The organism is Acuticoccus yangtzensis (assembly GCF_001927245.1).
GTDB lineage: Bacteria > Pseudomonadota > Alphaproteobacteria > Rhizobiales > Amorphaceae > Acuticoccus > Acuticoccus yangtzensis.
The window spans coordinates 21,347-35,204 of the sequence record NZ_MJUX01000002.1 but is presented as its reverse complement, the minus strand read 5'-3'; the positions used below and the strand labels follow the sequence as shown (position 1 = coordinate 35,204).

The window sequence follows — 13,858 nt, the reverse complement described above, 5'->3', positions numbered from 1 at the left end:
GTATCCGTGCACTTTGACAGTGCGACTAAAGAAGGATGACGGATTGATGAAGAAAGCGGCACCGATCGGGCAGTGTTGCCGGTGCCGGTTTGTCATGTGACCGGCATGTGAGAATCTTATGGGCAGGCTCATCGACAAACGAGTCGCAAGGCCGATACGCTCGCCCTGCTGTCCCGGAAGGAGCACATCCATGGTCGTTCGCAGCCCCGCCACCGTCGTCCTGATTCTCGTGACGATCGTCAGTCTGGGGACTGGCGTTTATTATTGGAAAGAGACCGAGGAGTTGACCGCGGCGCTGGGGGCGGCGCGGGAGAGTGCGGCAGAAGAGCAGGCGGGGCTGACCGCCGACCTCGAAGCGCTGCAGGCCGAGTCCGGCGCGCTGGGCGAGGTGCGCGAGGCGATCGCCGCGGCGAGTGCGGAGCGTGAGGACTTGGCCGCCGCGGTGGCCGCGCTGACCGCCGAGCAGGACAGGTTGACCGGCACCATCGGCGAGACGGAGACGGAGCTGGCCGCCCGGCGCGAGAGGGAAGAGGCGCTGACGGCGTCGATCGACACGCTGACGGGCGAGTTGGAGCGGGCGGAGGCGGCCGCGGCCGATGCGGCGGGCGAGCTTGCCGCGGTGACCGGCGATGTGGCCGCGACCCGCGACAGCCTGGCCGCGCTGAAAATGGAGGTGACGGAGGCCGAGGCGGCGCGCGATGCGGCCCTTGCCGATGCGGAGACGGCGCGCGCCGCGGTGGAGGCCGCCGAGGCCGAGCGTTCCGCCATCGCCGAGGAGATTGCGGCGGCGACGTCCGCACGGGACGACCTGGCGGCCGAGAGGGACAGGTTGGCCGCGGACAACGAGACCGCCGCCGCCAGGCTGGCCGACGCCGAGGCCGCGATGGAGGCTCTGACCGCCGAGCGCGAGGCCGCGGAAGCCGAGTTCGCCCGCCTCAACGACGACGTCGCCACCGCCGAGCGCAACCTCGCCGAGGCGGCGGACGAGCGCGATGCGATCACCGCCGAGGTGAGCGAGGCCGAGACCGCCCTCGCCGCGTTGCGCACCGACACCGAGGCCGCGGAGACCGAACGCGCCGCCATCGCCGAGGAGATCGCCGCGGCGACGTCCGCGCGGGATGACCTCGCGGCCGAGCGGGACCGGCTTGCCGCGGACAACGAGACCGCCGCCGCCACGCTGGCCGACGCCGAGGCCGCGATGGAGGCTCTGACCGCCGAGCGCGAGGCCGCGGAAGCCAACCTCGCCCGCCTCAACGACGACGTTGCCGCAGCCGAGCGCAGCCTCGCCGAGGCGACCGACGCGCGCGATGCGATCACCGCCGAGGTGAGCGAGGCCGAGACCACCCTCGCCGCATTACAGGCCGATGCCGAGGCCGCGGAGACGGAACGCGCCGCCATCGCCGAGGAGATCGCCGCGGCGACGTCCGCGCGGGATGACTTCGCGGCCGAGCGGGACCGGCTCGCCGCGTCCGTGAGCGAGGCCGAAGCCTCTCTCGCCGCGTTACAGGCCGACGCCGAGGCCGCGGAGACCGAACGCGCCGCCATCGCCGAAGAGATCGCTTCCGCAACGTCCGCGCGGGACGACCTCGCGGCCGAGCGGGACCGGCTGGCCGCGTCCGTGAGCGAGGCCGAAGCCTCTCTCGCCGCGTTGCAGGCCGACGCCGAGGCCGCAGAGGCCAAGCGGGACGCCATCGCCGAGGAGATCACCGCCGCAAGTGCCGCGCTGGACGATCTGGCGGCCGAGAGGGATAGGCTGGCCGCGGCCAACGAAGCCGCCGCTGCCAAACTGGCCGACGCGGAGGCGGCAACCGCCGCGCGACGGGCCGAGCAGGAGGCCGCCGAGGCGGAGCTCGGGCGCCTCAATGATGATGTTGCCGCCGCCGAGCGCGCCCTCGCAGAGACGACCGAGGCGCGTGAGGCGATCGCCGCCGAAATCAACGCGGCGGAAACGGCCCTCTCCGCGCTCCAGGCCGATGCGCAGACGGCGACCGCCGCACGTGACACCGCCCGCGCAGACGCTCAGACCGCGGCCGCCGAAGTGGCTGCACTGACCGAGGAGAGGGAGGCGGCGGCGGAGGATCTGGCGGCGATCGAGGCGGACATCACCGCCGCCGGCGAGCGTCTCGCCGAAGCCGAGTCGCAGGGGGAGACGGCCGCCGCCGCGCTGGAGTCGACCCGTGCCGAGCTCGCCGAGGCGGAGGCGGCGCTGGACGCGCTCGCCGGTGAGGTCGACGCGCTGACCGTCCGCCGGGACGAGGCGGAGGCGGCGACCGCCGAGGCCGCGGCCGCGCGTGACACGGCACGCGCCGCGCAGGAGGCGGCCGAGACGGCGCTCTCCGCGCTGGAATCCGCCCAGGCCGAAACCAGGACCGAGCTTGCTGGCCTGCGCGAGAGCCTCGCCGCCCTGTCTGAGGACCGTGAAGCCGCGGCGGGCGATGCCGAACTGCTGGAGGCCCGTCTGTCGGATCTGAACGGCAAGGTGTCCGCGGCGCAGAGCGCATTGGCGCAGGCGGAGGCCTCCCACGATGCGCTGACCGGCGAGGTCGCCACGCTCACCAGCCAACGCGAGGCGATGGAAAAGGTGGTGGGCGAGCTGTCCGAGACGCGCACCGCGCTGAACGACACGGTGTCGGCTCTGAAGAACGACCGCGAGGCCGAGGCGGCGAGCCTTGCCGATCTCTCCTCGCGCCGGGACGATCTGAAGGCGACCATCGGCGGTTTGGAGGAGAGCCGGGCCTCGTTGCAGGAGGAGATTGCGGCGGGAACCGAGGCGCTGGCGGCGTTGCAATCGAGCGCGGTGGAGCTGGAGGCGATGGAGGCCCGTCGCACCGGGCTCGAGGAGGAGATCGCCGCGCTGGAGACGGCGGCCGAGACCTGGCGCGCCCGCATCGGCAATCTCGAGGCCGAAATCGCCGCCTTGAAGGAGGACGCCGAGGCGGCCGCGACGGCATCGCCCTCCGACGCCGCTGCGCCGTCCGCCGCCCCTGCGCCCGCCGCAGAGGCAGCGCCGGCCCCCGCCGACTGACGCGGGCACAGATCGGCAGGCGCCGCCGACGCCGCCAACCGAAGGGGCCGTCCCGTCGCAGTGACGCCCCCCTTGGCGCGCGGGGACGGTGGAGGAGCGGCCGTCGTTTGAGGAAAGGCCGCGGCCGATGCGCGCGCACGTTGGGACCGGCCCGCCAAACATGCACGCAAGGGTGTGGCAGGCGGCCGCCGGCTTACCTATCTCGGCAGCGCCGAGTAAGGGAACCGACATGCGCGAGCGGCTGAGAGCCATCCTCTCCTCACGGACAGCGGAGGGCGTCATCATGACGCTCATCATCGTCAATGCGCTCACCTTGGGGCTGGAGACCAGCGATGCCGTCCTCGCCCGCGTCGGCCCGCTGCTCTACACGATCGACGCCATCGTCCTCGCCGTCTTCGTCGCCGAGATCGGCGCACGGCTCTACGTCCACCGCCTGCGCTTCTTCCGCGACCCGTGGAGCCTGTTCGACTTTACCGTCGTCGCCATCGCGCTCGCCCCCGCGTCCGGTCCGTTCCAGGTGCTGCGGGCGCTGCGCATCCTCAGGGTGCTGCGGCTCATCTCGGTGGTGCCGTCGCTCCGGCGCGTGGTGACGGGCCTCATTTCGGCGCTGCCGGGCATGGGCTCCATCGTCTTCCTGCTGGGCATCGTCTTTTATGTCGGCGCGGTGATCGCCACCGAGCTGTTCGGCGCCGCCTTCCCCGAATGGTTCGGCACGCTCGGCCTCTCCGCCTACACGCTGTTCCAGGTGATGACGCTGGAATCCTGGTCGATGGGCATCGTGCGCCCGGTGATGGAGGCCTATCCCTACGCCTGGGTCTTCTTCGTCCCCTTCATCCTCATGACGTCGTTCGTCGTCCTCAACCTCTTCATCGGCGTGGTCGTGTCGGCGATGCAGGAGTCGGTGGAGGAGACCGCCGCCGGGAGCCGCGAGGAGATCGCCAAGGAGGGCAAGTCCCTGAGCCGCTCCATCGAGGCGATGCGGCGCGACATCGCCGATCTGAGGGCGATCGTCGAGAAGCGCGGCTGAGGCAGCGCGCCTAAAGCGGCGTCCACCCGGTCCGGTCGAGCCCGTGGCGCGCGGTGAAGCGGGCGACCGGCTCGCCGAGCGCGGCTTTCAGCGTGGCGATCTCGCTCTCCGTCAGCCGCCATGGGGCCTCCTGGCGGGCGACCAGCCGGCCCGCCGCGCGCTGCAGGCGGGGGCGCAGCTCGTCACGCACCCGCGCCGGCACGAGGCGGCCATAGACGGCCTTGAGCGGGCCGAGGCGGTTGAACGCGTCGGCGCCGGACGCCTCGGCCATGTCGCCGCGGCGTTGGGCTGCGCTGTTGAGGCGGGCGGCGGCCGTCTCGCCGGGCGGGAAGGGCGACAGGCCGAGGAAATCCGCCAGCGCCGCCAGCGTGGCCGTCTTGTCGGTCTTCAGCGCCTCCAGTTGCAGGATGTGCAGCCGGTCCGGCCCGAAGGTGTCGCGGTAGAGCGCGGTCTGGCGCTCGAAGTCGGCCACCTTCACCAGATGCGCGAAGATCTTCTCACGGTCCTTGCCGAACCAGCCGGCATTCTGGCCGTGCGTCAGGCCGGACTGCACCAGCGCCACCGGGTCCCGCACGATGTAGACGAAGCGGAACGCCACGCCATGCTCGGCCTCGAAAGCGGCGATGCGCTCGGCGACGTTGGGAAAGTCCGGGCACTTGGCGTACTCGGTCGACCCTTCCAGGGCGAGACGGTGGCGGGCGGGGTCGAAGTCCGGCCACAGGGCCTGGTAGGAGGCGAGGCCCGCGTCCCAGCCGGGGCGCGAGAAGTACATCGGCTCCTTGGGTGTGCTGCCGGTCACCTCAGGGTGGGCGGCCAATTCGTTGAACAGCGTCGTGGTGCCGCATTTCATCGCTCCCACGATGACCGCGAAGGATGTAGGCTCGGTCATCGGCGCCCCTTTCGTCTCGGTGGTGCCCGCCGCTCCGGGGTGGCGGGGGCGGAGTGATCAGACATCGGCGACCGCGGCTTCCCCCGTGCCCGTGCGGCGCGCGAGTGCGGCGGCGAGCTTGGAAATGACGGCCAGGAGCACCCGGCGCGAGGCGGGCACGATCATCACCGCCGCGAGGGCGATCGCGTAGTTCAGCACCCCGGCCAGCGCGATGGAGGGGATCGGGCCGGGCGCGCCCGCCGCCTCCCGCAGCGGCGGCAAGGCGATGGCCGCCGCAACCGCCGCCGCGCCGAAGAGAGCGACCATGCCGCCGAGGTCGAACCAGCGCACCGGGCCGAGCCGGTCCATCACGACGAGGAGGATCGGCAGACGCAGCACATAGGCGCTGATGGCGTAGGCGGCCGCCACTCCCTCCGCGCCCCAGGCGAGGCCGACCGCGAACGACGCCACAGTCATCACCGAGGTGTAGATGCCGAGGCGGAACATGATGTCGGTGCGGCCCTGGCAGATGAAGGTCCAGCCGTTCGTGCCGGTCACGGGCTGCACGAAGCTCGCCACCGCCAGCCACGCGAAGATCGGCGCGACGCCGGCCCACCCGTCGCCGAAGAGCACGTCCACGGTTTCCTGCGACATCATCGCCAAAGTGGCGATACCCGGCATCACGAGGAGGCCGAGCGTCCAGTTGACCTGGCAGTAGACGGCGCGGAAGCGCGCCTTGTCGCCCGCGATGCGCGACAGAAGCGGCACCATCAGGCGCGAGAGGGGCTGGTTGATGTTCTGAACCGGGAACATCATCAGCTTGTAGGCGCGGTCATAAAGGCCGAGCGCGGGAAGGCCGGCATAGCGGCCGATCAGCACATTGTCGGCGTTGCGGGCGAAGAAGTTGACGAGGTTGAAGCCGGTGAGATTGGCGCCGAACTTCATCAGCTTGCCGTCGATCGTGCGCGGCGGGGCGGCCGGGCGGAAGGGCGCCGCGGTCCAGACGATCGCAAGGCCCAGCGCCGCGCCCGTCAGCGTGGCGACCACCAGCGAATAGGCGCCGAGCCCGGCCAGCGCGCTCGCCGCCGCCGCCGCGAAACCCATCGCGGTGATGGCGAACTCGTAGATGGCGAGGATGCCGAACCGGAAACGGCGCGACAGGAGCGCGATCGGCACCGTGCCGAGGCTGCCGATGAGGAGCGAGGCGCTGGCGGTCTGCATCAGCCGGGCGATGCGCGCGTCGCCGTAGAAGGCGGCGGCGAAGGGGGCGAGGGCGAAGACGAGGATCATCGCCGTCAGCCCCACCGCGGCGCTGATCCAGAAGGCCTGGTTGAGAAGGCCCCGGTCGATCTCGCGCCGCTGCACGATCGCTTGTTGCAGGCCGAGATTTTGGAACAGCCCCATGAAGGCGATGATCGGCGTGATGGCGGCGACGAGGCCGAAATCCGTCGGCGAGAGGAGCCGCGCGAGGACGATCACCGAGCCCATGGTGATGGCGATCTTGCCGATCTGGGCGAGGCCGGTGAAAGCGCCGCCCTTCAGCGCGGCGCGGCCGAGTGATCCCGTCATACGCACTCCGTGTGGAAGGCCGGGGCCTTCGGGCAAGGGTGGCCGCCTTCAGGCGGCGACGGCGGCCGGGGGGACAGCCGTGGAGGTCGGCGCGGTGCCGGCACGGAAGTTGGCCCGCGACAGGGCGCGGATCTCCGGCAGGCGTGCGGCGATGTGCGCCGACAGGCGGTCCCGCTCGGCGAGTTTGGCGAGGACGCGCCGGGCGGTGCCTTCGGGATCCGCCACCAGCGCTTCGGGGGCGTGGAGCAGATCCTCGCCGGTCAGGCCGAGGAGGGTGAAGAGACCCTCGAACTTGCCCTGGTAGTCGAAACAATAGGCCGGGACGCCGGTGCCCATGGCGAGGATCGCGGCATGCATGCGGCTCGTCACGCTGATGTCGGAGGCCGCCAGCACCGCTTTCACGCGGCCCGGAAAGTCCGGGGCGATGACATGGATGCGGGAGCGCTCCTCGGGTTCGAGCGCCTCCGCGACGCGGCGCAGCACGGCCTCGTCGGAATCGTTGCGCCGGGTGTCGTGCGGCACCATGACGATGGAGTGGCCCGCCCCGATGAGCGCTTTCGCGAGCGGCACGTGGGCGGCCTCGAACCCCTCCACCTTGTGGGCCAGCGAGAAGTTGGCCGTCAGCGCGACGATGCGGCGCCCCTCCGCCCGCTCGGCGGCGATGAAGCGGTGGGCGGGGCTGTCCGTGCCGGGCTCCACCGGGCAGAGGAAGGCGAGGTCGGCCACGAGGTCGATGGGGCGGCCGAGCCGAGAGGCCATGCGCTCGCGCGACACCGGATCGCGCGCCTTGAGGGTGACCTGACGCGGCAGCGCGGCGAGGGCAGCGACGCACACCGGGTTCGGCGCGGCGTTGAAGCTCGACCCGAGGATGGTGGCCGGAGAGCCGCGCCGGGCGAGTGCCGCCACGATCTTCAGGCGGCGCAAGACGGAGTTGGGGTTGTAGATCCCGTCCAGGATGTCGGCTCCGACGAGGGCGACGGTGCCGATGCCGCGGGTGCGCCACATCAGTTCAAGGAAGGTGCGGCGGCCGCCGTGGAAGAGGTAATCGTCGGCCGGAACGTAGGCGTCGAACCCGGAGAGGGCGGGCCACGTGTCGTCGGCCAGCAGGCAGACCTTGTGGCCGGCCTCGCGCAGTTGGTCGCGGGCGACGATGGTCATGGCCGCATCGCCCAGGCTGCCGTGGGTGGAGGCGGGGATCACGAGAGCCCAGCGCTCGCCGCTCGCGCGATGCATCGCGCCGACGCCGCGGGAAATCAGTTCGATGGCCCGGTCCTGCATCATGGTCGGTGTCCGATGAGTTCACTCGTGGGAAGGTTGAGAAGGGACGCGATGAAGCCGCTCACGTCGGCGCCGACGCGGTCCCAGCCGAACTTTGAGAGGTCGGCGGTGCCGAGGCTCCGCCCAGCGATCCGGCCCAGAAAGGTGTCGAGGACGGGCGCCGCTATGGGCCCGTCGAACAGGTGCACGAAGTCCGGCCCCACGGTGTCCTGCAACTCGGCGAGGCTGCCGAGGCGCGGCGCGAGGATCGGCCGGTTGCGCGCCAGCGCATGCAGCGCCACGCCGCTGTTGAGGATGGCCTTGTAGGGCAGCACCACCGCGTCGTGGGCGTCGATCATCCGTTCCAGCTCGTCGGCCGGCATCAGGTGATCTCGGATGTCGAGCGTCACGCGCGCCTCGCCCTGCGCGGCGGCGGCGATCTCCGCGGCGAGACCATCCTCCGACGGCGTGCCGGCGACGGTGAGGGAAAAGGGCTCCGCCGTCACCTTGTGCGCCGCCTTCACCAGGCCGGTGACGTTCTTGTAGGCGCGGATGAGGCCGAAGGTGAGGAGCCGCCCGGCGCCGGCGGTGTGTGGGCGCGGCGGCACGGCACACTCGTCGTAGCGGCCGTGGACGGTGACGAGGGCGGGCTTGGAGGTCAACACCGGATACCGCGTTTCCGCCTCGCGCCGGGAGTGGTGGGAGAGGTAGATCACCCCGTCGAGCAGGCGCAGGAACATGGCGGTTGTGGCGGGCGAGGCCATCGACCCGCCGTCGTGCGGGGCGAGGTTGTGCGCCACCCACAGGAAGCGGGTGCCGCGCGCCTTGTCCGCGGCCATGCGGGCGAGGAGGGCGAGCGTGTCCTTGCGCCGTGTCGGGCGGAAGAACTCGGTCGGCCAGTGGAACACCACGACGTCGTAGGCGCGGGTGCCGAGCCGGTCCCACGCGAAGCCGACGGTCTTGAACGCGGCGTCCATGTGGCCGGAGAAGGCGCCGGAGAAGGCGTTGCCCTCGGCCGACAGCGGCTTCAGCGCCACCACCGGAGGGCTCGCCTTCTGGGGAGTGCGGGGCGCACGGGACCGGCGGGCGGCGGCCTCAGGCCGCTGCGCGATCGACAACTGGCCTGCGGGCATTGTCAACGACCTGCATGAAGGTGGCGAACTGAACGGCGGGGTCGAGGGCGGGGCGCGCGGCATGGATGCGCGCGGCCTCCGACAGGGCGGCGTAGCGAGGCGCGTCGTCCCACATCGTGCGCAGCGCGGCGACCCAGTCGGCCAGCGGCGCGTCGTAGGGGAGGGTGAGGCCGCCGGGGCCGATCGCCTCGGGCAGCCCGCCGCGGGTGGAGCCAAGCACGGGAATGCCGCTCACCTGCGCCTCGCTGGCGACACGGCCCCACGCCTCTTCCCATTTCGACGGCGCCAGCAGAATGCGCGTCTTGCCGTAGACGCTGCGCATGTCGTTGGTGCGGCGGCGGAAGGTGACGTTGGGGAGCGGCGCCAGGGAGGCCTCCACTGCGGCGAGATGCGCATCGTCCAGGCGCCAGCTCTCGGAGAACTGGAAGGGGATGTCGGGGCAGGCGGCGGCGATCTCGAGCGCCTTCTCAAAGCCCTTCTCGGGATAGACGTTGATGAAGGTGACGCATTCGCCGGTGGTCGGCGTGCGGTAGGTGGCGGGGTCGATCGTCGGCGGAATCACCGTGCTGTCGATGCCGTATTCGGCGGCGTAGGCGCGCGCGGTGAACTCCGAATTGGCGATGTAGAGCGCGTTCGTCAGCGTCCTGAGGTCGCCGCCGAGTTCGTGATATTCGACGTTCCTGAGGTAGACGACGAGCGGGATGCCGAGCGCCTGCAGCGCCTCGCCCACCAGCGCCGCCTTGTGGCACTGCACCACGGCGACGTCCGGCCGTGCCTGGCGCACCGCCGCGGCGGCCGCCTCCTGCCACGGGAACCACGCCCGCATGACGGGGTAGCCCAATGTGCGGTCGGTGACGATGGGGGAAGGGGAGAGCTTCAGCTTCACCCGCTGGCGCCAGCCGAAGCCGGACTGGCCGAACAGGGCGGCGAGCACGCTGACGGTGTGCCCGGCTTCGGCGCACTGGCGCACCAGATGATCGGTGCTCGACTGCACGCCGCCGGTCATCTCGGGCAGGTAGCCGTTGCCGCCGGCAAAGAGAATGTTCATGGCGTCCCCGAGGGAGGGCGGACCATTCCGCAACCCGTCCAGGGAACGCGCGCGGGCGTTGAGGCGCATTATCAAATGATGGCTCGCGGCGCGGCCGGGGCTGGCACCTTCATGCGCGACCCTCGACGAGGAGAGTAGCGTGCGACCTTCAACCTTGACCCTCATCGCCGTCCTAGCCGCATCCCCCGCGGCGGCGGACGGCTTCTTCGACGACTTCGACAGCCTGGACCGCGATGTCTGGTACATCTCCAACGGGTGGACCAACGGGGCGCATCAGAACTGCATCTGGAAGCGCTCCGAGATCGACGTGGCCGGCGGCGAGCTGACGTTGACGCTGAAGAAGAGCGAGGTGACCTCGGCGGACGGAAAGACGACATTGCCCTACCGCTGCGCCGAGCTACAGACGAAGACGCGGTTCGGCTACGGCCTTTACGAAGCGCGGGTGCGGGCGGCGGAGGGGAGCGGGCTGAACTCGGCCTTCTTCACCTATATCGGCCCGGCGGACGGCGAGCCGCACGACGAGGTGGACGTCGAGATCCTGGGCCGCGACATGATGCGCTTCGACAGCAATTATTACAGCGACGGCGAGGGCCAGAACCAGGGCAAGATCCCGCTGCCCGCCGCCGCCGACAGCCGGATGATCGACTACGCCTTCGAATGGACCGAGGGGCGCATCCGCTGGTTCGTCAACGGGCAGTTGATGCGCGAGGTGGTGAGCGAGGACGTGCCCGACCAGGACCAGAAGATCTTCTTCAGCCTGTGGAACGGCGGCAAGGGGATGGACGGCTGGCTGGGTGCGCCGGACGACACCATCGAGCAACGGGTGATGAAGGTGGCGCATGTCGGCTTCACGCCGGTGGGCGAGCGGTGCCGGTTCGCGGCGTCGCTGAGCTGCGCTGACGGCTGGAACGGCTGGTAATATGCGCCTTCTCCCGAAGGCGCTGGTGACGCGCCCGCCCGCCAACGGCCTCTACGCCGCGGCGGCGTTGTCCGTGTCCTACCTCGTGCTCGCCTATTCGGTGACCTTCGGGAAGGTGTCCATCCTGGCGCTTTATGCGGTGTGGATGCTGCCGGTGGTGGTGGAGCCGCGCATCCTGCTGCGCCACGTGTGGCCGATGCTGGGGGTGTTCGCCTTCACCGGCTTCGCCGCGGCGTCGACCTTGTGGTCGGATGCCGCGGGGACATCGCTGCGCACGGCGATCCAGCTCGGCACCATGGTCTTTTGTGCGGTGGTGGCGGCGCGCATCCTCTCGGTGCACAGCCTCGTCTATGGCAGTGTCGCCGGGATCGGCCTCGTCCTTCTCTACTCGCTCGCCATCGGCCGCTACGACTATGACGTGGTGGACGGCACCTACCGCTTCGTCGGCGCCTTCGCGTCGAAGAACCAGCTCGGCTTCTTCTGCTCGCTCGGCATGCTGTTCGGGTTGGCCGGGCTGGTGATGCGGGGCGTGTCGCTGGTCCACCGGGCGGGGGCGGCGGCGGTTTGCGTGCTGGCGGCGCTGGTGCTGTTGCGCACCCACTCGGCCACCTCGGTGGCGACGACGGTTCCGGTGGTGGCCGGCGCGCTGGGTCTGATGCTGGCGGGCCGCGTGGCGCCGGGGCAGCGGCTGGTGATTCTCATCCTCGGCGCGCTCGCCTTCGCGCTGCTCGTGGTCGCGGCGCTCCAAGGGGACGCGCAGTCGGGCGTGCTGGCCGCCTTCGGCAAGGACGCCACCTTGACCGGGCGCACGCTCCTGTGGGCCGAGGGGTTCAACGCGATCGCGCAGGACCCTTGGTTCGGCTCGGGCTACAACGCCTTTTGGCGGGTGGGCCACGCGCCGGCCGAATATTTGTGGGAAGCCTTCTACATCACCGCAAAGACGGGGTTTCATTTTCACAACACCTACATCCAGGCGGCGGTGGGTGTCGGCGTGGTCGGCCTCGCGGTGCTCTTGGCGACGATCCTGGCGGGACTGTGGTTCGCGCTGAAGGCGGCGCTGAGGCCGGGGATCACCATGGACGCCGTGCTCGCGACGGCGATCCTGGTCCTGCTCCTGGTGCGCTCGTTCGTGGAGATCGACGTGCTTTATCCCTACACGGTGGGGGCGTTCCTGTTCAATTTCGCGCTGTTGCGCCTGGCTTCGCCGGGGGCGGCGGTGGTGGCGGCGCCGGGGCCGCGCAGGCTGCGCTTCGGCTATGGCGACCGGATGCTGCGGCTCGGTCGCTCAGCCGAGGTGCCGACGAAGCGGGGGGCTGTGGCGACGTTCCGAGCGGCGCATCGCTCCGCTTGATCGGCGCGTGAAAGGCCGGTATGAGAAGACGATGCAGCGCCGATTCCAGGCCGCGCGGCCCGTCCCGGGCAGCGTCGGGGTGGATCGGCACCGCGGCTGCGGGTGTAGTTCAGTGGTAGAACGCAAGCTTCCCAAGCTTGATGTCGTGGGTTCGATCCCCATCGCCCGCTCCACCCTTCCCAGATCCTGAACCGTCCAGCGCCTCCGCTTGGCCACGCATCGCATGCGCACGACCCCGTTGCGCTGCGTTTGGAGCGTGGCGCTGGTCCATGCCGTCATCTGGCGCGCGGCGAGTGTCAGAGCCCCGTCCTTCGCGTATGGCGCGCTTTCTCCCCATCGGGCTGGCCGAGATGATCGTGATTGGCGGCGGCGCCTCAGGCATCTGGCATACGGGGCCGCGCGGTAGGCCCGGCGGCTCTGTACCCCCGCCGCGCGGTATCCCCGGACGGCCGGAGTGGCCGGCCGCGCCTCATACCCGCCTGAAGAGCGGCCACGCTGGACGGTGGGCCGGGCTGATATCATGAGGGTCACGTCGGCGACTGGCCCGAGTGGGACGTTCCGTCGGCCGTGCTGCCGCCTCGATTTACTCCGCGGGGGCCAGAACGCCGTGTGCGGCCTCGAGGCGCGCGGCGGGGTCGGCGAACCCGTCCGGGTTCGAGCGGCGCGAGAGGCGTGCGGCGAGCTTCAGCGCCTGGATCGCCGCGCCGGGATTGGCCTCGCCCTTGCCGGCGATGTCGTAGGCGGTGCCGTGGGCGGGCGTCGCGATCCAGAAGGGGAATCCGCCGATCAACGTCACGCCGCGGTCGAAGCCGATCAGCTTCATCGCGATCTGGCCCTGGTCGTGGTACATCGTCAGCACCGCGTCGAACTCGCCCTTCAGCGCCCGCACATAGACCGTGTCGGACGGGATCGGCCCGGCCACGCGGTACTGCTTCAACCGCGCCGCCTCCACCGCGGGGGCGATGATGGCGTCGTCCTCCGTGCCGAAATTGCCGCCGTCGCCCGCGTGCGGGTTCAGCGCCGCAACGCCGATGCGCGGGGCGCGGATGCCGGCCCCCTCCATCGTGTCGTGCGTCAGCCGGATCGCGCGCGCCAGCCGCTCCGGCGTGATGAGCTCGGCCACCTTGGACAGCGGCACGTGGGACGTCACGCGGGCATTCCACACCTCGTCCAGCACGTTGAACTCTGAGCCCGGCGCGTCGGTTTCGATTTCGCGTTGTACGAAGCCGATCTCATCCACGTATGATGGGTCGGCAAGGCGCATGGCGTGCTTGTTGAAGGGGGTGAACGTGACGGCATCCGCCCCGCCCGCGGCGGCGAGTTTCAGCGCGGTGGCGAAGTTGCGCACCGCGACGCGCCCGCCCGCCTCGGTCGAGCTGCCGGTGGTGATGGCGTCCATGTCGGCATGGCCGAGGTCGATGAAGGCGGCATGGTCGAAGCGGCCCGGCGCGAAGTCCGGCAGGTCGAGGGTTAGGCCGGACTGCTCTTCGCCGCGCGCCCAGAGGCGACGATCGCCGATGACGATCCAGTCCGCTGCGTCGAACGTCTCGGCGTCCGACAGGGCTTTGACGGCGAGTTCGTTGCCGATACCGGCGGGGTCGCCGAGGGCCAGCGCGATCAGGGGGCGGTCAGACATCGGGCGTCCTTTCGGGCGTCGGGGT

The 13,858-nt window shown here is 70.7% G+C and carries 10 protein-coding genes and 1 tRNA gene; 5 read left to right on the top strand and 6 right to left on the bottom strand.

Annotated features, from left to right (window positions below; translation table 11 throughout):
* Positions 1–190 precede the first annotated feature (190 nt).
* Both BIX52_RS06415 and BIX52_RS06410 read left to right on the top strand, forming a co-directional pair.
* The gene (locus tag BIX52_RS06415; protein ID WP_075220244.1) at positions 191–3,025 is read left to right on the top strand and encodes a coiled-coil domain-containing protein; all 2,835 of its coding nucleotides are present in this window, start codon (positions 191–193) and stop codon (positions 3,023–3,025) included.
* Between the two features lie 229 nt (positions 3,026–3,254).
* The gene (locus BIX52_RS06410; RefSeq protein WP_075220243.1) at positions 3,255–4,052 is read left to right on the top strand and encodes an ion transporter; all 798 of its coding nucleotides are present in this window, start codon (positions 3,255–3,257) and stop codon (positions 4,050–4,052) included.
* 10 nt (positions 4,053–4,062) lie between these two features.
* Here the strand turns inward: BIX52_RS06410 and BIX52_RS06405 are convergent, their stop codons facing one another.
* Genes BIX52_RS06405 through BIX52_RS06385 form a run of 5 tightly spaced genes read right to left on the bottom strand, consistent with a single transcriptional unit; the run spans position 4,063 to position 9,927 of the window.
* Entirely contained in the window at positions 4,063–4,941 is an 879-nt protein-coding gene (locus BIX52_RS06405) for a sulfotransferase family protein (RefSeq protein WP_075220242.1), read from the bottom strand.
* 57 nt (positions 4,942–4,998) lie between these two features.
* Positions 4,999–6,489 (bottom strand): lipopolysaccharide biosynthesis protein, encoded by a 1,491-nt coding sequence (locus BIX52_RS06400; RefSeq protein ID WP_075220241.1) that lies wholly within the window; start codon positions 6,487–6,489, stop codon positions 4,999–5,001.
* A 48-nt stretch (positions 6,490–6,537) separates the two neighbouring features.
* On the bottom strand, positions 6,538–7,770 hold the full coding sequence (locus tag BIX52_RS06395; RefSeq protein WP_075220240.1) for a polysaccharide pyruvyl transferase family protein: 1,233 nt from the start codon (positions 7,768–7,770) through the stop codon (positions 6,538–6,540).
* Positions 7,767–8,786, bottom strand: coding sequence for a glycosyltransferase (locus BIX52_RS06390; protein ID WP_075220239.1), 1,020 nt, complete (start codon positions 8,784–8,786; stop codon positions 7,767–7,769). Before BIX52_RS06390 ends, BIX52_RS06395 begins: the two co-directional genes overlap by 4 nt.
* Before the next feature lie 55 nt (positions 8,787–8,841).
* Positions 8,842–9,927 (bottom strand): glycosyltransferase, encoded by a 1,086-nt coding sequence (locus BIX52_RS06385; RefSeq protein ID WP_075220238.1) that lies wholly within the window; start codon positions 9,925–9,927, stop codon positions 8,842–8,844.
* Positions 9,928–10,066: 139 nt separating this feature from the next.
* On the opposite strand from BIX52_RS06385, the gene BIX52_RS06380 reads away from it, so the two are divergent.
* From BIX52_RS06380 to BIX52_RS06370, 3 genes are all read left to right on the top strand, one after another.
* Entirely contained in the window at positions 10,067–10,846 is a 780-nt protein-coding gene (locus BIX52_RS06380; protein ID WP_075220237.1) for a family 16 glycosylhydrolase, read from the top strand.
* 1 nt (position 10,847) lies between these two features.
* Positions 10,848–12,197 carry an O-antigen ligase family protein gene (locus BIX52_RS06375; RefSeq protein WP_075220236.1) on the top strand — a complete coding sequence of 450 codons (1,350 nt, stop codon included), beginning with the start codon at positions 10,848–10,850 and terminating at the stop codon, positions 12,195–12,197.
* Positions 12,198–12,295: 98 nt separating this feature from the next.
* Positions 12,296–12,370: transfer RNA gene (locus BIX52_RS06370), tRNA-Gly, on the top strand.
* 410 nt (positions 12,371–12,780) lie between these two features.
* On the opposite strand, the gene BIX52_RS06365 is transcribed toward BIX52_RS06370, so the two are convergent.
* The gene (locus tag BIX52_RS06365; protein WP_075220235.1) at positions 12,781–13,833 is read right to left on the bottom strand and encodes a 4-hydroxythreonine-4-phosphate dehydrogenase PdxA; all 1,053 of its coding nucleotides are present in this window, start codon (positions 13,831–13,833) and stop codon (positions 12,781–12,783) included.
* Positions 13,834–13,858 lie beyond the last annotated feature (25 nt).